The organism is Bradyrhizobium sp. LA6.8 (genome assembly GCF_040547935.1).
Taxonomy (GTDB): domain Bacteria; phylum Pseudomonadota; class Alphaproteobacteria; order Rhizobiales; family Xanthobacteraceae; genus Bradyrhizobium; species Bradyrhizobium barranii.
The window spans coordinates 168105-189369 of the sequence record NZ_JBEPQQ010000013.1; the positions used below are offsets into that span (position 1 = coordinate 168105).

General features: G+C 60.5%; 18 protein-coding genes and 1 pseudogene. 11 read left to right on the top strand and 8 right to left on the bottom strand.

Features of this window, described 5'->3' with window-relative positions:
• Window positions 1-3 precede the first annotated feature (3 nt).
• Window positions 4-600 carry a formate dehydrogenase FDH3 subunit beta gene (gene fdh3B, locus ABIA90_RS41370; protein ID WP_063985305.1) on the top strand — a complete coding sequence of 199 codons (597 nt, stop codon included), beginning with the start codon at window positions 4-6 and terminating at the stop codon, window positions 598-600.
• 42 nt (window positions 601-642) lie between these two features.
• A complete protein-coding gene (locus ABIA90_RS41375; RefSeq protein WP_354121341.1) occupies window positions 643-1647 on the top strand; it encodes a formate dehydrogenase subunit gamma in 1005 nt (334 codons plus the stop codon).
• A gap of 35 nt (window positions 1648-1682) precedes the next feature.
• On the opposite strand, the gene ABIA90_RS41380 is transcribed toward ABIA90_RS41375, so the two are convergent.
• Window positions 1683-1805, bottom strand: a complete 123-nt coding sequence (locus ABIA90_RS41380) for a hypothetical protein (RefSeq protein WP_256376430.1) — start codon at window positions 1803-1805, stop codon at window positions 1683-1685.
• A 305-nt stretch (window positions 1806-2110) separates the two neighbouring features.
• On the opposite strand from ABIA90_RS41380, the pseudogene ABIA90_RS41385 reads away from it, so the two are divergent.
• Window positions 2111-2254, top strand: a pseudogene (locus ABIA90_RS41385) (SUMF1/EgtB/PvdO family nonheme iron enzyme); the annotation flags it as partial.
• Window positions 2255-2384: 130 nt separating this feature from the next.
• Window positions 2385-5168, top strand: coding sequence for a UPF0182 family membrane protein (locus tag ABIA90_RS41390; RefSeq protein ID WP_354121342.1), 2784 nt, complete (start codon window positions 2385-2387; stop codon window positions 5166-5168).
• A 148-nt stretch (window positions 5169-5316) separates the two neighbouring features.
• On the opposite strand, the gene ABIA90_RS41395 is transcribed toward ABIA90_RS41390, so the two are convergent.
• Complete coding sequence (locus ABIA90_RS41395) at window positions 5317-5529, bottom strand: hypothetical protein (RefSeq protein WP_063985301.1); 213 nt, start codon at window positions 5527-5529, stop codon at window positions 5317-5319.
• A gap of 311 nt (window positions 5530-5840) precedes the next feature.
• On the opposite strand from ABIA90_RS41395, the gene ABIA90_RS41400 reads away from it, so the two are divergent.
• The gene (locus ABIA90_RS41400) at window positions 5841-6050 is read left to right on the top strand and encodes a cold-shock protein (protein ID WP_038945713.1); all 210 of its coding nucleotides are present in this window, start codon (window positions 5841-5843) and stop codon (window positions 6048-6050) included.
• An 836-nt stretch (window positions 6051-6886) separates the two neighbouring features.
• Here the strand turns inward: ABIA90_RS41400 and ABIA90_RS41405 are convergent.
• The 4 genes from ABIA90_RS41405 to ABIA90_RS41420 all read right to left on the bottom strand — a co-directional run bounded on the left by ABIA90_RS41405 (window position 6887) and on the right by ABIA90_RS41420 (window position 12040).
• Window positions 6887-7618 (bottom strand): protein-L-isoaspartate(D-aspartate) O-methyltransferase, encoded by a 732-nt coding sequence (locus ABIA90_RS41405; RefSeq protein WP_084795290.1) that lies wholly within the window; start codon window positions 7616-7618, stop codon window positions 6887-6889.
• A gap of 96 nt (window positions 7619-7714) precedes the next feature.
• A complete protein-coding gene (locus ABIA90_RS41410; RefSeq protein ID WP_354121343.1) occupies window positions 7715-8902 on the bottom strand; it encodes a 6-phosphofructokinase in 1188 nt (395 codons plus the stop codon).
• A gap of 50 nt (window positions 8903-8952) precedes the next feature.
• On the bottom strand, window positions 8953-10098 hold the full coding sequence (locus tag ABIA90_RS41415; RefSeq protein ID WP_354121344.1) for a fructose-1,6-bisphosphatase: 1146 nt from the start codon (window positions 10096-10098) through the stop codon (window positions 8953-8955).
• 1438 nt (window positions 10099-11536) lie between these two features.
• On the bottom strand, window positions 11537-12040 hold the full coding sequence (locus tag ABIA90_RS41420; protein ID WP_085403308.1) for a MarR family transcriptional regulator: 504 nt from the start codon (window positions 12038-12040) through the stop codon (window positions 11537-11539).
• A 144-nt stretch (window positions 12041-12184) separates the two neighbouring features.
• Between ABIA90_RS41420 and ABIA90_RS41425 the strand changes: the two genes are divergently transcribed.
• The 6 genes from ABIA90_RS41425 to ABIA90_RS41450 are packed head-to-tail and all read left to right on the top strand — an operon-like array spanning window position 12185 to window position 18800.
• A complete protein-coding gene (locus ABIA90_RS41425; RefSeq protein ID WP_208084971.1) occupies window positions 12185-13315 on the top strand; it encodes an amidohydrolase family protein in 1131 nt (376 codons plus the stop codon).
• The gene (locus ABIA90_RS41430; RefSeq protein ID WP_354121345.1) at window positions 13312-14415 is read left to right on the top strand and encodes an amidohydrolase family protein; all 1104 of its coding nucleotides are present in this window, start codon (window positions 13312-13314) and stop codon (window positions 14413-14415) included. The genes ABIA90_RS41425 and ABIA90_RS41430 overlap by 4 nt, the downstream gene beginning before the upstream one ends.
• Entirely contained in the window at window positions 14415-14828 is a 414-nt protein-coding gene (locus tag ABIA90_RS41435) for a Rieske (2Fe-2S) protein (protein WP_354121346.1), read from the top strand. The genes ABIA90_RS41430 and ABIA90_RS41435 overlap by 1 nt, the downstream gene beginning before the upstream one ends.
• 47 nt (window positions 14829-14875) lie before the next feature.
• The gene (locus ABIA90_RS41440; protein WP_354121347.1) at window positions 14876-15892 is read left to right on the top strand and encodes an ABC transporter substrate-binding protein; all 1017 of its coding nucleotides are present in this window, start codon (window positions 14876-14878) and stop codon (window positions 15890-15892) included.
• 7 nt (window positions 15893-15899) lie between these two features.
• Window positions 15900-17663, top strand: a complete 1764-nt coding sequence (locus ABIA90_RS41445) for an ABC transporter permease (protein WP_354121348.1) — start codon at window positions 15900-15902, stop codon at window positions 17661-17663.
• Window positions 17664-17681: 18 nt separating this feature from the next.
• Window positions 17682-18800, top strand: coding sequence for an ABC transporter ATP-binding protein (locus ABIA90_RS41450; protein ID WP_354121349.1), 1119 nt, complete (start codon window positions 17682-17684; stop codon window positions 18798-18800).
• Between the two features lie 14 nt (window positions 18801-18814).
• Here ABIA90_RS41450 and ABIA90_RS41455 read toward each other — a convergent pair whose 3' ends face one another.
• Window positions 18815-19867, bottom strand: a complete 1053-nt coding sequence (locus tag ABIA90_RS41455; RefSeq protein ID WP_354121350.1) for an ABC transporter substrate-binding protein — start codon at window positions 19865-19867, stop codon at window positions 18815-18817.
• A 5-nt stretch (window positions 19868-19872) separates the two neighbouring features.
• Window positions 19873-21201 carry a Rieske 2Fe-2S domain-containing protein gene (locus ABIA90_RS41460; protein ID WP_354099246.1) on the bottom strand — a complete coding sequence of 443 codons (1329 nt, stop codon included), beginning with the start codon at window positions 21199-21201 and terminating at the stop codon, window positions 19873-19875.
• Window positions 21202-21265 lie beyond the last annotated feature (64 nt).

Sequence of the window (21265 nt, forward strand, 5' to 3'; positions counted from 1 at the left end):
ACGATGGCACGTATGAAATTTCTCTGCGACGCCGACCGTTGCATCGAGTGCAACGCCTGCGTGACGGCCTGCAAGAACGAGCACGAGGTCCCCTGGGGCATCAACCGGCGTCGTGTCGTCACCATCAATGACGGCAAGCCGGGCGAACGCTCGGTCTCGATGGCCTGCATGCACTGCACCGATGCGCCCTGCGCTGCGGTGTGTCCGGTGAACTGCTTCTACACCACCGCCGACGGCGTGGTGCTGCACTCCAAGGACCTCTGCATCGGCTGTGGCTATTGCTTCTACGCCTGTCCGTTCGGCGCGCCGCAATATCCGAAGGTCGGCAATTTCGGCTCCCGCGGCAAGATGGACAAATGCACCTATTGCGCCGGCGGTCCCGAAGCCGACGGCAGCAAGGAGGAATACGAGAAATACGGCGCGAACCGGCTTGCCGAAGGCAAGCTGCCGCTCTGCGCCGAGATGTGCTCGACAAAATCGCTGCTCGCCGGCGATGGCGAGATCATCGCCCAGATCTACAGAGAGCGCGTACTGAAGCGCGGCTACGGCTCGGGCGCATGGGGCTGGAAAACCGCCTATCGCGAGACGATCGAGTCCTGAAGCAGGCCGCGGCCACGCGGCGCAGATGCCGAGGAGGAGTTCATGTCGTCATCCGGAAGGTTCATTCCAGTCACCATCGGCGCGTGGGCATTGCTTCTGTTGATCATTGCGGCGCCGGCACCGTCACTGGCCCAGCAGGTCAATCCGACAGCGAGCTCGGTTAGCGAGCGGCAGCTGCTCCAGGAAATGGACCGGATCCAGGGGCGCGTCAGCATTCCCGACCAGCGCTCCAGCGTGCTCATGCAGCCGGCTGGCCGCGAGTGGCGTGAATTCCGCAACGTGGCGCTGCGCTGGATTGGCGGGGTTGCCATCCTCGGCATGCTGGCGGTTCTCGTGATCTTCTATTTGACGCGCGGCATGGTCCGTCTGGAAAGCGGACGATCCGGCCGCACAATCGTGCGCTTTTCCTTGTTCGAGCGTTTCGTGCATTGGATGACTGCGACCTGCTTTGTCGTTCTGGCGATTTCCGGATTGAACATCACCTTCGGCCGTCCGTTGCTCCTGCCGCTGATTGGCCACGAGGCGTTTTCCGAATGGTCGCAGTGGGCGAAGTACGCGCACAACTACCTCAGCTTTCCGTTCACCATCGGAGTCGTGCTGATCTTCCTGATGTGGATCGCTGGCAACGTCCCGAACAAGGCGGATGTCGATTGGATCAAGCGCCGTGGCGGTATGGTGGGTCACGATCATCCACCGGCCTATCGTTTCAACGCCGGCCAGAAGGCGATCTATTGGATCGTGGTCATCGGCGGAGGCCTGGTGGCGGCCACCGGATATGTGCTGATGTTCCCGTTCTATCTGTCAGGTATCGAAGGGATGCAGTTCGCGCAGATCGTTCACTCCATCGTGGCGATGCTCTTCATCGCGGCGATGCTGGCGCACATCTATATCGGGACGATCGGTATGGAAGGCGCGTTCGAGGCAATGGGCAGCGGCACTGTCGATGTCAACTGGGCCAAGGAGCACCATGGGCTCTGGCTTGAAGAGCAGAATGCGCGCGCCGAAGCGAATGCACGGCCCCGGCCAGCGGCCACCGCGGCGGAGTAGGGATCGCGCGGCCCATAAATGTGCCAGGCGCTTGGTCAGAGCCGCACGCCCGTCGTCGCAAACGCTTGTTGGACGGGTTCCTGGATCTGGTCAAGGACGACAAAACCGGCCGCCGCGATCACAATTGCGGCTGCGCAGGCGAGCAAGAAGGCTTTCATGGCAAGGCTCCGCAGGAGATCGGGGGGTAGTTTATATGAGCGAGCAACCTGCGGACAACTGAATCAGCACGTGCCAAAATCCGATCGTGGGTTGGCCGGTTGGCACGATAGCGCCGCCGAATCTACCACAAGAACGGAGCGACCATAGTCAGCTGTCGAGCAGTAGTTTGACGAAACAACATATGCAATCATCGCGACTCGTTGGCGCAATCGCAGAGCCGTCAGGAAGAAACTCTCCGCAGATCATTTAGGTCACGCCGATGATCGGCACATCGCGTGCCTTTGAATTATGACAAGTTTTCTGCTGGCGGCGGCCTTACGGACGGGGCAGCTCGATCCGCGGGCTGGACGAGCACCTGGTCGTGCATGTGGCGTTCAACGACGCCGAGGCTTTTGCCAAGTGGGCAGGCAAGGAACTTCCGACCGAGGCCGAATGGGAGTTCGCGGCCGACCTCGCCACTTTGCGCTGTTTCGCGATCCTGGCGACCCAGGTTCGAGCACCCGTGCCCCCGCCTTGAGGCGCTATTCCGACCGCGAAATCGAGCGGCGGGCGTCCCTCATTTCCGCTATGATCAAGCCATGACGATCGGGATCACCGGACCCGAACGGAAGGTACCAAGGCAGAGTGCCGTGGTCGGGCTCACTATTGCGGCCGCTGTCATTGGGGTTTGCCTGATCCTGCTCTGGCTCGCGACCGACCTCCTCGTCGACTGGCTGTGGTTTTCCTCGATCAATTATCCGCAGGTTTTTTGGACGACAATCGGTGCGAAAACCGTCATCTTTCTTGCGGCATGGACCGGAACCGCCATCATCCTTTGGGTGAACGGATGGTTCGCACTGCGCTTTGCCCGACGGCGGTCGACACAGCTTGTCACTGCTTCGGTGTGGAACTTCGCGGGCAACGCGCCGCCAGATTTGCTTGCGCTTTTACGCGATCGACTGCCGTGGTCCCGGTTGATCGTAGGTGGGGCAGCTTTGCTCGCTCTGCTCGTCGCCGCCGCAGAAGTCGGCAACTGGGGTGTCTTCCTGCGGTTTGTCTATCAGGTGCCATATGGCGCAGACGATCCGCTCTACAACAAGGACATCGGCTTCTATCTCTTCTCGCTGCCCGCCTATATCCTCATCAAAAACTGGATGATGCTCGCGCTCGTTCTGAGCGCGCTTTTCGCCGCGGCGATCTACTGGGTGCACGGCGATATCGAATACGACCTTCATCGTCGATCAATGTCGTCGATGGCGATTGCCCACGGCTCGGTGCTGCTCGGTCTTTTCTTTGCGGTGAAGGCCTGGTCCTATGGTCTTGATCGCTATCTGCTGCTCTACGGCGACAACGGTGTGGTCGTCGGCGCAAGCTACACCGATGTCCACGTGAGGCTCCCGGCCTTGTGGTTGATGATCGGACTTTCGGTCATCGCGGCGTTCGCCACGTGGTCAAATTTGCGGGTGCGCACCTACCGGCTTCCTGCCGCCGCGTTCCTGCTTGTCGTGATCGGGTCTTTCGTGCTGTCCGGCGTGATTCCCGTGCTGTTCCGGGAGTTCTTCGTCAAACCAAGCGAATTGGAGCTGGAAAGGCCCTATATCGAACGCAACATTGCGCTCACCCGGCAGGCATACAATCTCGATCAGATCGCAGCCAAGCCGTTTGCGGCGGAACAGAAGCTCAGCTTGAAGACGCTCGACGCCAACAAGGCGACAATCGACAATATCAGGCTGTGGGACTGGCTGCCCTTGTCGGACACCTACGCGCAGCTGCAAGAGATCCGCACTTACTACAAATTTCATGATCTTGATGTTGATCGCTACTGGCTCGATGGCTCCTACCAAAGCGTAATGCTCTCGGCGCGCGAATTGCAGCCCTCCCTGCTGCCGCCGAATGCCCAGACATGGGTCAACCGCCACGTGCTGTTTACTCACGGCAATGGCGCGGTGATGAGCCCGGTCACGCGCAAAAGCACCGAGGGGCTACCGCTGCTCTATTTGCGGGATATCCCTCCGGTTGCGGATGGAGGCCCCAAAATCCACGAGCCGCGCCTCTACTACGGCGAACGGAGCGACAACTACGTCATCGTCAAGGGGAGCACGCCGGAGTTCGACTATCCGAAGGGAAAGGACAATGTCTACGCGGCTTATGACGGTACGGGCGGCGTTCCGATAGGAGCGATGGTGTGGAGAGGCCTGTTCGCTTACTACTTCAACGACCCGAACCTACTGCTCTCAAGCTACATCACGACCGACAGCCGTATCATGATCCGGCGCAATATCGGGGAAAGAGTACGAACGATCGCCCCGTTCCTCAGGCTCGATCACGATCCTTATCTGGTCATCAGCAATGGGCGGATGTTCTGGATGCAGGACGCCTACACGGTGAGTTCCTACTTCCCCTCCGCGCAGCCGGCGCAAGACGAGGATATCAACTACATTCGCAATTCAGTGAAGGTCATCGTCGATGCCTATAACGGGACCGTCGACTTTTACCTGATGGACACCGGCGATCCGATTGCAGCGACCTATCGGCGTATCTTTCCGAGCCTGTTCAAGCCATTCTCGGCCATGCCGGCGGATATGCAGAGGCACATTCGCTATCCGGAGGACCTGTTCCTGATTCAGGCGCAGCTCTATCAGAGCTATCACATGGAGGCCGCTGACGTTTTCTATAACCGCGAGGATCTCTGGCAGTTTCCGCGCCAGCCGGGCGGCGGCGGCATCGCGACGATGGCCCCATATTACATCATCATGCGACTGCCCGGCGAGCCGCAGGCCGAGTTTTTCCTCATGCTTCCCATGGTGCCAAGCCGCCGCGACAATATGATCGCGTGGCTCGCCGCGCGTTGCGACGCGCCCGACTACGGCAAGCTGATTGTCTACGAGTTTCCCAAGGAGAAGCTCGTCTACGGGCCGTTCCAGATCGAAGCGCGGATCAATCAGAGCACCGATATATCGCAGCAGATCACGCTGTGGAATCAGATGGGCTCGCGGGTGATACGCGGTGCGAACCTGCTTGTGATCCCAATCGAGAACTCGATCCTCTATGTAACGCCGCTCTATTTGCGAGCGGAGCACGGACACCTGCCGGAGCTGAAACGCGTGATCGCAGCCTATGGTGAACATGTGGTGATGAAGGAGACGCTCGACGAGGCCTTGTCAGCACTGTTTATCGAGCCTGGCGCGGTGCGGCCGGTCTCGAACACGAAGGAGGAAATTCCTGTCGCACGCCCGTCGGCAAGTCAGGCACGGGAGGCGCTCGACCGCTACAATCAGGCCGTTGAACGATTGAAGTCCGGCGACTGGAAAGGCTTTGGCACGCAGTTCGACGCAATGCGCGAGCTTCTGGAGGAAATGAACCGGCACGCCACGGGCCATTAGCGCCGCGGCTCCTTTGGCGCTCATTGGGGAACACAGGGGCAGGCGGTGTTTGCACTCGCGGTACGAATGCCACTGAGAAGCGAGGTGGACCGCAAGCAGGTCGAGCTGGATCTCCCCTGTGAACCAACCGACAGGCCCACTGTCGCGCCTACTGCTGTAGCCACTGACTGAGTTCATCTTCAGTTACAACACGCTCGAAATTCTCGGTTTTGCTTTTGATGCGGTATCGAATGCGTCCGTCCGCCTCAATCGGGAGGCATGCAACAATAGTGTAGACGGTCCGTTCGCCATTGTCGGCGCGGCCCTGCGGTCGCTGGGCTTGATGATGAACGTCGTCGTTGATCGAGAAGATGTAGGGCATTGTGTTCCTTACAGCATTTGGGGCGCGTGCGCCGCACAGAGAAGCCCGCCGGCCCGCTGATTGCAATCAAGGTTTTGCAGGCCGTGAACAGTCCCTTCGAGAAGGCCGCGGAACCCGAGGCCAGCCGCGGCGCCCTCTCATCTCATTCCCGTGGCAACCCATGCCACCGGTGGTATGGTGAAGGGGTTCGACCTATTGAATGACTTGATGGCCGCGCCCCGAGGGGGCCTTTCCAAGACATCGCTGGATCGAATTTGCTCACACGGATTGTGGGTAACGAACTCTTTCGTGGGTATTGTTGGAGACGGATAATGGCAACGGGTGTCGTGAAGTGGTTCAACGGCCAGAAGGGCTTTGGCTTTATTCAGCCGGACAATGGTGGGCCGGATGTATTTGTTCACATTAGCGCCGTCGAGCGTGCGGGCCTTCATGGACTAGCCGAAGGGCAGAAGGTCTCCTTCGAGGAGAAGACCGATCCGAGGCGCGGAAAGACGAGCGCTGAAAATCTGAAGACCCTATAACATCGGTCGACGCTTCGGTTTCACGGATGTACTGAGAAGCAGGCTACAGGGGGATATCATCGCCGACCTGCGGCGGAGATGCCGCACGATTGTTCGTTAAGTTTTATCGTTCATCCGCTAGGTCGTGGAACTTAGCACCAGCGGCACCGTCCCCAGCGTGCGCAGCAGCCGCCGCAACCCCCGCAGCCACCGCAACCACGCACAGCTCGGCAACCACGGCAGCCACGGCAACCACCGCAACCTCGGCGAACAACAACGGCGGCTAGCTGCACGTCGCTTCCAGCATTTTCCTTATCGAAGAGATAGAACGTGGCGAGACTGACGTCGGCCATTTCTTCTTCGCCAAGAACGAAGCGCTGATTGGGCGAGATGTTGTCAGAATGCGGGATATGAGCAGTGGGTATCGTGTGCGCGGATGCGCTCCCCGCCAGCGAGAGACCCAGTCCGGCCGTACCGAGTGCCGCCACGGCGGCGGCTTTGGTTGCGCGTGCGTGCTTCGCAGCTTGCTTCACCCGTGGCATGGTCGCCATCCTTTCGGAAGTTGTCGTGAAAGGGTCGGCTTGACGTAGCAAGTGTGCCTGTACGTCTAGAAATGCGACCTAGCGCATTCGGTTCCCCTTCGCGCGCGGGTCTTTTTGAGTTACAACTGGTGGTGGACCTGACTGACCGTCTGACGATGTCCGTTAACAGGGGCAGAGCGGAAGTTGGACTTCGCGGCGGTCAGTGCAGCTTTTGACCCGAAGCCGACAGGTTCGAACAGCTGGCGCTTTCCGCAAGGCTCCAGCCAGCGAGGCGACTGCGCAGGTGCTGCTCAAGAATTAAACGTCGATTGGTTTTTAATCTGGTGAGCGCGTAAAGGGTACAAACCGCACGAGGCTGGCGGCGCGCGTTGTTGTCTTGCCCGGGCCGGTTTTTTCCACCACCGTGAGCTGCTGAGTGGTGTAGGCAGGTCCCACCGGCATCACCAGCCGGCCACCCAATTTGAGCTGCTCAATCAGCGGCGCCGGTACGTGCCCGAGCGCTGCGGTGACGATGATTGCTTCAAAAGGACCGCAATCGGGCCAGCCAGCATAGCCGTCGCCAAGCCGAACGCTCACATTGTCATACGCGAGGTCCTTGAGCGTTTTGGCTGCGGCTGCGGCCAACTGCGGGATGATCTCGATGGTGCAGACCTTTCGCGCCAGGTGCGCAAGGATGGCAGCCTGATAGCCCGAACCCGTACCGACTTCGAGCACAACATCATCGGGCGCGACGTAAGCCAGCTGAGTCATCAAGGCCACGATGAATGGCTGCGATATGGTCTGGCCGGCGCCGATCGGAAGCGGCATGTCTGCGTATGCGATGGAGCAAGATCGCTCAGGGATGAACAGATGGCGTTGTGTTTGCCCCATGGCCTCAAGGACTCTCCCCGACAGCCCCTGCTGTCCCAAAACACTGACGTGGGACCGGGCGTAGGACCGGATGGTTTCGACCATGGCGGCGCGTTCGAGGACGCATTGCGCGTCCTGTGCGGTCACTTCGCGCACGACGGTCACCATAGAAAGCACGAGCAGCAGCAAGGTCCTCATGAGCCGTCTCCCCGATCTCGGTGGCGCGGCGGCGACAAGGCCGGTTGCGACGCACCCGCAGCAACCAGTCATGCCGGCGCTTGGGTCACCATCTATCTATGACGCGCGGTTGAGAAAGATCGGCAACCCCTGCTTGTTGCCGTAGATGGGGCGATAGCGCTCCGTGTTGTAGCTGCTGGCGACGTCCAATTTGCGCGGGCCGAGCTTGGCGTCAGGGATGGGCACGAGGTCGTAGCAGCCCTCTACCAGCGCCGACATGAGGCCGGTCTTGCCTTCCAGGATGGCATCGTAGGCCATGTTGCCGAAAGTCAGGGCCACAAGCTTGTCGATGAAGTCCGGATCGCCCGATCGCAGGTCGTAGGTGAGGTCGGAGGTGATCGTCTCCTCGCCGGCGCGCCGCTTGATCTCGTCGGCAAGCGATTCCGCCACGTTGGCCTTCTTGCGGTGACCGTAGGCGTCAGGCTCGCCGTATTCCTGCAGGTTGAAGCCCTCCCACTCGGCACCCTCGCTGAGCACGATCAGCGCGTAGTTGCTTGGGTTCGCTCGCTTCTCCTCGAGGAGCAGCTGGATCAGTTTGTCGAGGTTGACCTTGTACTCCGGTATGACGCATCGTATCGAGGTCGCATACGCGGCGTAGAGCGCTGTGAATCCAGCATCGCGGCCAAAGACGCGGAAAATGCCAATTCGCTCATGCGAGCCGACAGTGGTGCGCTGTCGCTGGATGGCATCGCTGGCGCGGGTGATCGCGGTCGAGAAGCCGATGCAGTACTCGGTGTTGCGGACGTCGTTGTCCATCGTCTTCGGGATGGCGATGATCTTGACGCCGAGTTCGTTGAGCTTGGCCGCATAACTGAGCGTGTCGTCGCCGCCGATGGCGATCAGGTGTTCGATTCCGAGCCCCGAAAGGTTCGTCAGCACCTGGCCGGTGAGGTCCCAGGTCTTGGTTACGATGCCGTCCTTGGTACTCAGGGAGACTGGAGCGTCCCTGCCGACGAGATGATCGGGCAGCTTTTGTATTTTGGACGGATTGATGCGGCTCGAATGCAGCACGGTGCCGCCGCGCCGGTCGATAGTGCGAGTGTTTTCACGGTTGAGCGGGATGACATAGTGAGACCTGCTGGTCGGGTCCTCGAGGTTCAAGTGCGTGAGGGCCTCCCAACCACGGCGGAGACCGACGACCTCGATGTCGTTCTCACTGCCGCGATAAGTCACGCTCTTGATGACTGCGTTGAGGCCGGCGACGTCGCCGCCGCCCGTGAGAATGCCGATGCGTCTTTTCGCCAAGCCAAACCTCCCAGCATTGGCAGGTCGTAATAATGCACAGCGCAGCTTCGCTACTCGGCCGCTTCCGGCTTGCGCTCCTCACGCAGCCGAAATCGCTTCACGAGTGCGGATACGGTGTCGCGGAAGCCGCCATATTCCAGCTCAGAATAGGGCAGCATCGCAGCGCCGGACCAGCCCTGGCTGCGCATCTCGATTGCCTTGCGTTGCGCGCGCCGGCGCACCTCGTCCCACGCCGGGTTGTCGAAGAAATCGGTATAGGACTCGGAAAAGCGGCCGTCCTTGTCGACCGAAAAGCCAGCGCAAGAAACGATCGGCAGGCAGTACATGCCAGTGACCGGTGTATTGAGCGGCACGGGCATCAGCGGCATCACGTGCGAGCCGCGCGCATCGCCGCCCACGAAGTGTGCCTTGGCGAAGGGCGAGATAATCTCCTCGGGCGCCGGGAAAATTCCCTGGTTTCTGATGATTGCGACCGGATCGTCCTTGCCGGTGTACTTGCCTGCGATTGCGTGAAGACGTTGCGCCGACACGGCGGCGGCAACCTCGCCATATGTTTGAGAAACGATGCGATCAATGCCAAAGCGCTCGTTGTCGCGGAGCAGCGCGGCCATGTGGTAGTTGTCCTCGGGCGCATCGAGTTCGATCACGCTGTCGCCCGCCGTGTGGTCCATGTCGATGACATGGAAGCGGAATCCCTTGATCATCGGGGGTAGCATCAGCCCGGCGCAATACATGGGATCAGCGAAGGCGAGGTAGAGCGGCAGGTTATAGGCGCCGGGGCCGCATTTGTCGGCGGCGAACACCATGAATGATTCCGCGGGTCTCGGCCCCGAGAGGCTGTGGTCGAAGCTGAGCTCGGCGACGCCCGGGCCGGCACCGCGAATGTTTCCGGAAGGTGCGTCTGCGAGAAGATCCTGGCCGGCGCCGTAGAGACCGGAAGTCCTTGCAACCGAAGTGGCCGCAAGAAACGCCTTCCAGGCGAGTTGATGGATCTCGGAGCTCCCCTCGCCCCGAGTGTGCGTCATGATGATCGCAATGTCGTCGCCGGTGTGGCAGACAAAACCGTCGATCAACAGACCATTGCAGATCGCCTTCGCGACCTCGCCCTCGACAGCTGCCATCATGCGTGAAGATGGTTTCGTATGCCCGCCGACTGAGCCAACGTCAGCCTTGATGACCGAAAGAGTGAGTCTCATGAGCTTTCTCTCCGACCAGCACAGCGCGACGCCTCTGCGCAGGCTGCGCCGGGGCGACGGCGCTGCTCATACGCCGGAAGAACGTCTGATGTTACGTTAGGTTCCGCAGATGCCCTTCCTGCTCGAAAAATTCGGGCTCATCCGCTTCCCGAGATCTTCAACCACCTTAAGGATCATACCAGAACCGATAGGATAAGTAGATCATGCGCCATCATTTTCTGCGGTGCACGAGTCCGGTTTTGGCCCGCGTGATACATGCCGGTGCAATCTGACGATTTCCGTTCACAGGGGTAGACCGGAAGAGAGCGGCATTGTCCGCCGCTTGTGCCCGCACTGTAGGTAAGAAGGTGTCGAAACCACTGGAGAAGCGGCAGCCCAAAAAGCTCAGCAAGCGCCAGCTTTACGCCATACTAGCTGAGGCGGTCAGGAATACGGACTAAGAGCTAGCCCGCGAAGCGCGCCCGCCCTCCATAGTCCTGAAGCGGGAAATGATATTGCCCGTCAGAATGCGGCGTCTATTGCAGATCGTGCCAAGACCGGGAAAGTTCGGCAATCTATGACGGCGTGTTCCGCCCGTGAATACACCGTATGGTTGGCCCAGAACAAAACGGGCCACGTTGTCATTTCAAACTAGGCCACTGTCGCCGGAAACAGGCCAGTGCCAAGACTTTGACAGTGGTCCGACCAGATCGACTTGCTTGAGGATGGGAGACCGCTTGGCCTATCACACAGCCCCTTAAAAGTGACCAACGGAAGTTATTCGCATTTTCGCAGTGCCGTCATCATCTTCTCAGCCAGCAACAACAACGGCGACGGTCTCTACCTCGTCATCGCGAGTGCCAGAACTGGTGCTACCGATATTGGAAAGAAGGTAAGCCGCGCTGGCTCGGTCTAGGATCGCTCAAAGACGTGTCGCTAAAGGACGTGCGGCTTGCCCGCGACGCAGCGCGTCTTCGTGTCAAAGGCGATCGCAGCGCACCCGGCGTCGACATCGTGTGGAGAAGCGAGCGGCGCCTGAGGAAGCGAAAGCCGGAGGGACCAAGGTCACCCTGCCTACTTTCGAGCTGTGCGCCGAAATCTACATGCGCAAGCACTGGTCGATCTGGAGCACGAAGCATCGCAGTCAATGGCCGTCGTCGCTCAAACGGTACGCTGGCCCGACAATTGGAAACTCACGATCCCAGAGATCAAGCCTAGCCACGTCTACGAATTGTTGCGGGCGATCCGGGTTGAAAAGCGAGAGACGGCTACAACTTTCAGAACAATGCACCACCTAGCAGGACTTTGGGGGCGATCCGAAACCGCCGGCCGTCTCCCTAAGGAGGGCAAGAGCGTCGCGCTTGCGGTGAGTGAGACGGGGACATCCTATCGAGAAACGTTCTGCGGGATGGACTTGAGCATCGTAGCTCACTTGATCCTTCCGCTGGTCTGTGATCCGTTAGTGCTCCCAATCAGCATGATCCAAGGCATTAGAAAGCTGAAGTAAAAGTTGCGACAATTGTTTTTTGTCGGCGATTGGGAAATCTTTGAATAGCCGAGCCTCGCGCTTACGCGAGGCTTCGGCCATTCTAGTGGCGAAATCTCTACCTTCGCGGGTAAGCTTGGCGATAGCGGCTCTGCCACGGGAGCGAGTCTGCTCGATCGAGATCAGCCCTCGATCCGCCAGGATGGCGAGACTGCGACTTGCTGCAGCCTTGTCGACGTCGGCAGCGTCGGAAAGTTCACTGACATTGAGGGATTCGATGCTCTTGAGCGTCATGAGAAGACGCCATTCCACGATGCCGATGTTCCAGGCCGCGCGGTAATACGCGGTCGCGCCTCTGTTGAGGCGCATGCCGAGGGTCGACACCAGCACGGCCACATGTTCACGGGCCAGCATTCCGGCATTCCGGGAACGTTCGTCCGAAGCTTTCTCCCTCTCGAATTTCTTGGTCGCCGGCATTTTCGAAGATCTCCAATGGACTTCGTTCCAAGTCCCGCATTTTGCAGCGCATTGATCCAGATCAAATTTCTTGACAAAACATTTATTGACATATCAACATAGAGTCCAATCTCCCAATTCCAAGAAAAAAGTGGCGAGAGTGACATGGAAGGAAACGGCTTGGTCGCCGGTCTTGATCAGGCGAGGACGTATGCCGGCGCAATCGATTGCGACCTTCATCCGGCGGTGCCCGGGATGGGCGTCCTCCTGCCCTATCTGGACGATTATTGGCGCGAGATGGTCTCCGTCCGCGCGCTCGACCGTCTCAATCTGAGCCTGACCAGCTACCCGCAGAACTCGCCACTATCCTGTCGTCCGGACTGGCTTCTCCCGGGTGGTGCGAAGGCGGGCTCCTCGCTCGAAGCGATGCAAGACCATGTGCTCGATCGGCTTCGACCACGCTATGGAATTCTGAACTGCCTCTACGGCGCGCAGGTCCTTCACAGTGAGGATATGGCGGCAGCGTTCTGCCGGGCGACCAACGACTGGATCAGAGATCACTGGCTCAACCGGGATCCGCGGCTCCGCGCCTCGATCGTGATCCCGTCGCACAACGCGGAACTCGCCGTGGCGGAAATCGACCGCCGCGCCGACGACTTCCGGTTCGTGCAGGTCCTCATGCTGGTGTCCGGTGAAACGACGCTGGGCCGGCGACATCTCTGGCCCATCTACGAACGCGCCGAGCGCCTCGGCCTGACGATCGGAATTCACGCAGGAAGCGCCTATCGATATGCGCCTACCGCCGTCGGGTGGCCGTCATACTATGTCGAGGACTATGTGGCGCAATCCGCCGCATTCGAGAGCCAGCTTCAAAGCCTGATATCGGAGGGCGTGTTCGCGAAGTTTCCAGGGCTCAAGGTCGTTGCAATCGAATCCGGGTTGACGTGGCTGAGCGGATTCATCTGGCGCGCCGACAAGACATGGAAAGGTGTGCGAGCCGAAGTTCCGTGGGTCACGCGCACGCCGTCGGAGATCATCCGCAACAATGTGCGTTTCACGGTGCAGCCGGTCGATGCGGCGGACGAGGGTGAGGCCATCATGCGGCTCGCCGATCACATCAAGTCGGACGAACTGTTCCTGTTCTCGACGGACTATCCGCATTGGCATTTCGACGGGGACGCGGTCCTGTCCGGCGGGCTCTCCGATACGCTCTTCCGCAAGATCGCCAGTGAAAATGCGCTTGCGACTTACTCGCGATTGGCCAAGGCCGATCAGATCATGGAGGTTGTGCCATGAGCACCGTTGAACTCGAGCGGCCACGGGCCTCGAACTACAAGCTGAGAGTGATCGATTGCGACATCCATCCGGCGATGACCTCCTGGACCGAGGTGCATCCCTATCTGGAAAGGCAATGGATCGAGCATCTCACGGTCTACGGCAGCCACCTGCGCCACGCCTTCTCCGAGGCACTGTCGCATCCGCGCATGTCGCCCGACGCTGCGCGGATCGATGCCTATCCGGAGGAGGGCGGGCCGCCGGGATCGAGCCTTGAACTGATGAAGAAACAGCACCTCGATCCGAACGGGATCGAGGTGGGCATGTTGATACCCCTGCGCTGGAATCCGGGCAGTCAGAGAAATCTCGACCTTGGCGTCGCATTGACCCGCGCGATGAATACCTGGCAGGTCGAACGCTGGGTGAAGCAGGAGCCGCGTTTGAGGGCCTCGGTGCTGATCGCCCAGGAGGACACGGTTGCCTCCGTCGCCGAGATCGATTCCAGGGGAGGGGATCCCAACTTTACCCAGATCCTGATCCTGCCCAAGACGGACGAGCCGCTTGGACGCCGGCGCTACTGGCCGATCTATGACGCGGCCGTGCGCAACAACCTGCCGATCACGATTCATGTCGGCGGCACCAATGGCCATCCGTCGACCGGCGGCGGATGGACATCCTATTACATGGAGGAACACCACTCGGTCGCCCAGACCATGCAGGCGGTCGTGGCCAGCCTTGTCTTCGAAGGGGTCCTGGCACGCTTTCCCGAGTTGCGCGTCGTGATCATGGAGGGCGGGTTGGGCTGGGTACCGTCGCTCAATGCGCGCATGGACAAGCACTGGGCACGACTTCGGAGCGAGGTTCCTCATGTGAAGAAGCCGCCGTCGGAATACGTGCGCGAGCAGGTGTGGTTCAGCACGCAGCCGATGGAAGAGCCGGCGACGTCAGCCGAATTGATCGATCTGTTCGACAGGATCGGATGGGATCGGCTGCTGTTCTCCACCGACTACCCGCATTGGGATTTCGACGATCCGCGCTACGCGTTTCGTGCCAACCTCACACAGGCCCAGCGCGAGCAGCTTCTCTACGAGAATGCGCGCAAGTTCTACAGGTTGGACTGATGGTGCGGCATGTGGTTGCGACCGTGGATCAGATCCCGCCGGGCCAGCGCCTGCTGGTCCAGGTCAATGGACGCGAGATCGGCATCTTCAATGTTGGCGGCGAGTATTTCGCCGTCGGCAATCGTTGCCCGCATGAAGGGGCGTCCCTGTGCAAGGGGCGCATCGTCGGGCTCGTCGAGGCGACGGGGCCTGGTGACTATCAATACAGCCGGCGTGGTGAGTTGTTGCGCTGCCCGTGGCATGGCTGGGAATTCGATCTGCGAACCGGTCGGTCATGGTGCGAGCCAGATCGCACCAAGGTCCGAAGCTATGAGCTGAAAGTCGAGTCCGGAGGCGCGCTGATCGAAGGCGAGCTGCGCGCCGAAACGTTTCAGGTCACGATCGACAAGCAATATGTTGTCTTGGAAGTCTGAAGACCAGTGAATCAATTAAGCAAATAAAAGCGCATTGGGAGGAGTAAGTGTTGTTCAAGCTAGGAATGTCGGCGGCTGTCGCCTGTTTCGTGGGTCTGTTGAGCTCCGCGCATGCCGAGGACGGTTCTTGGGACAAGGTCGTCGAGGCCGCCAAGAAGGAAGGCAAAGTCGTGGTCTACAACATGGCCTTGGGCGCTCCCTACTTCACGGCTGTCCTCAAGTCGTTCGAAGCGAAGTACGGAATTCCGGTCGAGAGTCTCGACCTGCGCGCCAGTGAGCTCTCCGAGCGCATCCGCACCGAGCAGGCGGCCGGCCGCTTCCTGGGCGACGCGGAAATGGTCACGACGACCATGATCGAGGAGCAACTCAAGAACGGCGATTTCGTGCAGAAACTGCCGCCGATCCCGAACGCCGCCCATTTGCGACCGCCGTTCAAAGCCAATGAATACAGCGTGCCGGCTTTCATGCAGCCGATGGGCATCCTCATCAACACGCGGCTGGTCAAGGAGCAGGACATCCCGACGAGCTGGAACGATCTCAACGATCCCAAATGGAAGGGCAAGATCCTCTCGGACGACATGCGGCCGCTCGGCAGCGGGAATACCATGTTCGCCATCCTGGAAAAGACCATGGGCACCGACTTCAATCAGAAGCTCGCCGAGCAAAAGCCCGTGTTCAGCCGCGATATGCGAAACGACGCGCGGCGCGTCGCTCGCGGCGAGTACGCCATCTATGTCCCGCAGATCTTTGCCTTCACGTCCGATCTGAAGGGGCTGCCGGTGAAAGTCGTGATTCCGAAGGAGGGTGCACCTTTCGCGGAGATGGATCTCGCGGTGCTTAAGAACGCGCCGCATCCCAACGCTGCGCGTTTGTTCATCGACCACTTCCTCAGCGTCGAGTCGCAATTGCTCTACGCGAACGCCTGGATGCTTCCGGTGAACGCCGCGGCCGCCGAGCGCGCCAATCCGGACGCGCAGCAGTTCGTGAATGCCAAGATCATTGGTCCCGCCAAGCTGGCTGAGCGCTCCTCGATGATGGATCTCGCCAAGAAGCTTTACCCCTGAGAGACCCATGAGCGTTTCAGCCGGAGAGGGAGTGAACAACCTCGTCGAGAGGCGTACGACCGGCCTGAGCGGGATCGGGCGGTGGCTGCAGGCGACTGCGGCAGGCCGCCTTGCGGCGCTCGCTCTGCTCGTCGTCGTTCTCGCCTTCCTTTCCGTCTATCCCTTGTCGATGCTGCTCTATGGAAGCCTGCATTCGACGCCGCCGGGAATGGCCGGCACTTTCAATCTGGACGGATACCGCGACGTCATCACGCTGCAAAGCGCGGTGACACTCCTCAACACCGTCGGCATATCCCTGGCCAAGACCATCCCTTCGGTAATCCTGGCCGTCCTGCTCGCCTGGATACTGGCGCGAACCGACACGCCATTCCGGGGGGCTCTGGAAGTCCTGATCACGCTGCCATTCTTCATTCCCCCGATCCTGACCGCAATGGCGTGGGGCATGCTCGGCAATCCGCAGGTCGGATTGCTCAATCAGCTCTATCAGTGGGTCACGGGATCAGAGACAGCGCCGATCAACGTCTATTCATATGGCGGCGTCGTCTGGCACATGATGCAGTATTCCGTGCCGTTCCTGTTTCTTCTTATCGTGGACGCCTTCCGAGCGATGGATCCGAGTCTCGAGGAGGCGGCGACCATGTGCGGCGCATCACGCCTGCGAACTTTTCGCACTGTCACGCTGCAGCTTATGCTGCCCGCGCTGACCGGTGCGGCCATCCTGAGCTTCATTCGCGGCATCGAGAATTTCGAGTCGCCGCTCTTCTTCGGCTCACCGGCGGGAATTCGGGTCATCACGACGGACATCTACGACTCGATCAACCAGCGGTCGCCGCCGCAATATCAGTATGCAACCGCGATCAGCTTCGTCATCATGGCGCTATTGTTCCTGATCGTTCTTCTGCAGCGGCGGATGCTGCGCGGCCGAAGTTTTCAGACCATCACTGGCAAGGGCTATTCGCCTTCGGTGATGAAACTCGGTGCATGGCGATGGGCAACCTTTGCCTTTTGCGTTCTGTTCTTTGTGGTGACGGTGGTTCTCCCGGTCGGACAACTCGTCATCGGCTCGTTCTTCAAGTTCTTCGGGTTCTACCAGTGGGACATGCTGACACTCGAGCACTATAAGGCGGTATTCGGCAGCAGCGAGTTCTGGCGTGGGTTCAGCAACACAATGTTCCTGGGCCTCGTCGGCGCCACACTGACGATGTTGCTCGGCGCAACCGTCGCCTATGTCTCGGTCCGAACGAAGTGGCGAGGCCGGTTGTTGATCGATTCGATGGCCTGGCTGCCGTGGATGATGCCCGGCATCGTCCTTGGTGTCGGGTTTCTCTGGGGGTTTGCTCTGCTGCCTCACGCGATTCCGATCTACGGCACGATCTGGGCGCTGCTGCTGGCCTATATTTCACTTGGGACGCCGCTTTCGGTGCGCGCCATGTCGAGCGCATATGCGCAGCTTTCGTTCGACCTCGAGGAGTGCTCCCGGGTGCATGGCGCAAGCTGGCTGCAAACCATGAGGCGCATCGTCCTTGCCCTGGCCTGGCCTTCCTTCGCCGTCGGATGGGTGCTGGTGTTCTTCGGCATCATGCGCGAGCTGAGCGCATCCGTTCTGCTCTATTCTGTCGGCTCCGAGGTGTTGTCTGTCGTGCTGCTGAAGCTGTGGGCGAACGGCAATGCGGAGCAGGTCAGCGTGATCGGGCTCATCATGATGGTTCTCGTGATCATCTTCCGGTGGGTTCAACTCAAGTTCATCAGCAGCCGTATCGGTGGAATGTGACCAGGCTTGGATCGTGCCATGTCGAATGTCGTTCTTGAGAAGGTAAGCCGGAGCTTCGGTAATTTCGTCGCGGTCGACGGCGTCGACCTGCGCGTCAGCGAGGGTGAATTCGTGACCCTGCTGGGGCCGTCGGGGTGCGGCAAGACCACCACGTTGCGGATGGTCGCGGGCCTTGAGCAGAATACCGGTGGCCGCATCAGCATCGGCAACGAGGTTGTCAGCGATGCGGCTCGCGGCGTTTTCGTTCCGTCGGAGCGCCGGCGGCTCGGCATGGTCTTCCAGTCATACGCGATCTGGCCGCATATGACCGTCTTCGAGAACGTCGCCTATCCGCTGCGGGTGCGCCGCAAATCCGCGGCCGAGATACGCGATCTCGTCGCCAGGGCACTCCGTCTGGTCGAGATGCAGGATTTTGCCGAACGGCCGGCACCGGCGCTGTCAGGTGGCCAGCAGCAGCGGGTCGCGATCGCGCGGGCCCTCGTCTTCGAACCCAAGGTGCTGCTGCTTGACGAGCCGCTCAGCAATCTCGACGCGAAGCTCCGTCTGCAGATGGGCGACGAGTTCCGTTCGATCCAGAGACGGCTTGGGATGACGAGCCTGTACGTGACACATGATCAGGCCGAAGCGATGGCGTTGTCGGACCGTGTGGTCGTGATGGATCGCGGCCGAATCCAGCAGATCGGAGCGCCCGAGGAGATTTATCGCTATCCCGCAAACCGGATCGTGGCAGCCTTCTTCGGAACACCGAACCTGCTGGAGGCCAGTGTGGAGGCCTGCACGCGGATCGACGATCGCCGGGTGCGGCTCAACGTCGTCGGCAAGGGCTGGCGTGGTGCGTGCCAGTCGGCAAGCGAGATCCGGCCCGGGCGGCCCGTGACCGTCATGGTTCGTCCCGAGGATGCCCGTATCGCGGCGCCGGATGCGGCTCACAGTGACCACGAGCTTCGATGGTCCGGACAGATTGCGCATACGATCTTCCGCGGTCCGATCCGGTCGGTCGTGGTGCAGACCGACGATAGCCGCCTCAATGTCGATGCGCCGCCGTTCGGTGGCTTCTCCGTCGGAGACAATGTGACCGTCGTCGTTCCGCAGCAGTCGGCTTGGGCTGTGCCGGAGCAGGCCGGCGCAGCCCCTTAAGCCGGGAATGCCTCTCAGCGATAGATCTGCTGAGCCAAAGACAGCATCTCGTTCATGCGTTCTGGATCCGTGGTGCCGAGAAGCTTCGTTGTTTCGATCTGTGCCACCGCGGGATCGACACCGGTCAGCGCGTCCGCCGTGGTCGGCAGCAGCCCGAGCCTCGCAAGGTTCTGCTGCATCGTCTTGCCCAGATAGTATTCCATCAGCAGCCGCGCCGCGTTGGGGTGGGGTGCATTCTTCAGCAGCGCGAGATCGTAGCCGACATAGGGCAGCCCCTCCTTCGGCGCGATGAACTTGACCGGAAGGCCCTTGAGTTCGAGCAGCGACGTCAGGCTGTCGGGGATGTAGAGCGGGTATTCGCCGCGCGCTACGCGGCGCTCATTTGCGGGGATCTCCCGGCTGAACTTCAGGTCCTGCTGGGCAAGCTTCTCGTGGAAGGCGCGCCCGTAGAGGTCCTGCAGGACCGAGAAGAGCACGCCGCCGCCGCCGAGCGTCCGCAGATCGTCGCTGAGGATTTTTCCTTTCCAGCGCGGATCCGTCAGGTCGAGCCAGCTTTTCGGCTCGTCCGCCGGCTTGACCAGCATGGTATTCGCCAGGATGCCGTAGACGATGGCAAAGACAGGGAGCCGCATGCCGTCGCTTGGGAAGTCCGTCTTGAGACGGCCGAGGCTGGGGAGGGGGCCGTGCGGTTCGAAGACACGCTCCTCCTTGATCTGCAGCGTGGTCGTGGTCCGCCCGTTCTCGGAGACGTCGGCTGCGTTGCGGCCCGCGGCCTGCTCGATGCGGATGCGCTCCCGGACTTCGCTCGCGCGCGCTTCGAGAATGTCCACGGTGATTCCGTAAGCGGACTCGAAGTCCTTCTTGAGCTCCTTGTGCGCGGCAAGGCCGACGAACGCGCTGTAGAGCACCACGCGTCCTTCCTTCTTTGCGGCGGCGACCAGCGCGGACCATTCGCCCTCCGCTCTCGAAGGAGCCATGATCGACGGCAGGATCGAAGAGGCCGTCAGTCCAAACACCGTAGCGCGGCGCGTGATGCGCGCGCGCTTTTCCCGGTCCGGCGTGGCCATTGTCGCTACTCCGCAGCTTGCGGGCTCGGGGCACGCCAGCGAATGGCGGTCTTCAGCTTGTCCTGATAGGCCTCGAGCCAGTCGATCTTCGCGTCAGCGTAATAGGAGCCCGCGCGCGCGTTCCAGAACACCTCAGCATCGTCGACGCCGGGCGGCACGGTGCCGTTGTTGGCGAATGCCCGTGCAGCGTTGAGCAGGCGCCGCCTCGTCCGCGCGATCATCACGTCGCTCGGTGCGAGATGTTCCTTGGTGTGATCGACGATCGGCCCCATGCTTTCCGTGACGGCTTGGTCCTGCATCACGATGTTGCGGATGCCGGTGTAGATCTTGTTGGTGCGCTGAGCTTCGCGATCGATCTGCCAGTCGTTGCCGATGTTCTGGACCGCACGCCAGCGCCCATACCAGTCCGTGGTGTTGGGTAGATAGTCGAGACCGTCGGCCCCGGGGATGCCGCCACCGGATTTCAGCTTGGAACTCGAGTAAGTCGCCCCTTTGGCGCGGCCGCCATAGATCGAGATCAGCATCGTGTGAGTGTCGTCCATGGGCACCCACGCCTTGGCGACCACGTGGTCGGCAAAGTCGGCGTTCGGGGTCTGGGTCCAGAACGGCAGTGAGAAATGCGCCATGCGCCAGTGCATTCGATCGTCCGCTTCCGGCCGAAACGCGCCGTACATCGTGCCCCAGTCGGTCTCGGTGACCTTGTACTCCGGCGCTCGGTTGGAAACCGTGTGACGGGCCGGGTGGCCTTCCTCGAAATCATCAGGGTTGATGTGTCCGGCATGCAGGAAGCCGAAATGCGACGTGTCGATATCGCCTTCGAGGCCCTGGAGCCAGTTGGCTTCGCGTTGGAGGATGGTGACGGTCAGATCCTGCTCCGGAACGAACAGCGCTTCGTGCATCGGCATCGGCGGCGCCTCGGCCCGCGCGCCCATGTAAACCCATATGAGGCCCGCGCACTCGCGAACCCTGTAGCTTTTTGCGCGGACCTTTTCCTTGAAATCCTGCGGAGGGGGGACGTTCGGCATTTCGAGGCAGCGGCCGTCAACGTCGAACTTCCAGCCGTGATAGACGCAACGGATACCGTCCTGCTCGTTACGGCCGAGGAACAGCGAGGCACAACGGTGCGGACATTGATGATCCAGCACGCCAACCCGGCCCGAGCTGTCACGGAAGGCAATGAGCTGCTCACCGAGCAGCATCAGGCGCATTGGATCGCCGTCGACTGATAGTTCCGAAGAGAGAGCGGCGGGTATCCAGTATTGCCGCATCATCTCGCCCATGACCGTACCCGGGCCAACCAGCGTCAGATCCTGGCCGTCAGTCGATTTCGACATGGTGATCCTCCCTAGCTCTTTTGAATGCTTATTATTTGCATTATGCAAGTAATTCGCCCCTGCG

What these genes read in the sequence shown, in the direction of transcription:
- fdh3B (WP_063985305.1), top strand. Translation starts at nt 4, where the DNA reads ATGGCACGTATGAAATTTCTCTGCGACGCCGACCGTTGCATCGAGTGC.
- ABIA90_RS41375 (WP_354121341.1), top strand. Translation starts at nt 643, where the DNA reads ATGTCGTCATCCGGAAGGTTCATTCCAGTCACCATCGGCGCGTGGGCA.
- ABIA90_RS41380 (WP_256376430.1), bottom strand. Translation starts at nt 1,805, where the DNA reads ATGAAAGCCTTCTTGCTCGCCTGCGCAGCCGCAATTGTGATCGCGGCG.
- ABIA90_RS41390 (WP_354121342.1), top strand. Translation starts at nt 2,385, where the DNA reads ATGACGATCGGGATCACCGGACCCGAACGGAAGGTACCAAGGCAGAGT.
- ABIA90_RS41395 (WP_063985301.1), bottom strand. Translation starts at nt 5,529, where the DNA reads ATGCCCTACATCTTCTCGATCAACGACGACGTTCATCATCAAGCCCAG.
- ABIA90_RS41400 (WP_038945713.1), top strand. Translation starts at nt 5,841, where the DNA reads ATGGCAACGGGTGTCGTGAAGTGGTTCAACGGCCAGAAGGGCTTTGGC.
- ABIA90_RS41405 (WP_084795290.1), bottom strand. Translation starts at nt 7,618, where the DNA reads ATGAGGACCTTGCTGCTGCTCGTGCTTTCTATGGTGACCGTCGTGCGC.
- ABIA90_RS41415 (WP_354121344.1), bottom strand. Translation starts at nt 10,098, where the DNA reads ATGAGACTCACTCTTTCGGTCATCAAGGCTGACGTTGGCTCAGTCGGC.
- ABIA90_RS41420 (WP_085403308.1), bottom strand. Translation starts at nt 12,040, where the DNA reads ATGCCGGCGACCAAGAAATTCGAGAGGGAGAAAGCTTCGGACGAACGT.
- ABIA90_RS41425 (WP_208084971.1), top strand. Translation starts at nt 12,185, where the DNA reads ATGGAAGGAAACGGCTTGGTCGCCGGTCTTGATCAGGCGAGGACGTAT.
- ABIA90_RS41430 (WP_354121345.1), top strand. Translation starts at nt 13,312, where the DNA reads ATGAGCACCGTTGAACTCGAGCGGCCACGGGCCTCGAACTACAAGCTG.
- ABIA90_RS41435 (WP_354121346.1), top strand. Translation starts at nt 14,415, where the DNA reads ATGGTGCGGCATGTGGTTGCGACCGTGGATCAGATCCCGCCGGGCCAG.
- ABIA90_RS41445 (WP_354121348.1), top strand. Translation starts at nt 15,900, where the DNA reads ATGAGCGTTTCAGCCGGAGAGGGAGTGAACAACCTCGTCGAGAGGCGT.
- ABIA90_RS41450 (WP_354121349.1), top strand. Translation starts at nt 17,682, where the DNA reads ATGTCGAATGTCGTTCTTGAGAAGGTAAGCCGGAGCTTCGGTAATTTC.
- ABIA90_RS41455 (WP_354121350.1), bottom strand. Translation starts at nt 19,867, where the DNA reads ATGGCCACGCCGGACCGGGAAAAGCGCGCGCGCATCACGCGCCGCGCT.
- ABIA90_RS41460 (WP_354099246.1), bottom strand. Translation starts at nt 21,201, where the DNA reads ATGTCGAAATCGACTGACGGCCAGGATCTGACGCTGGTTGGCCCGGGT.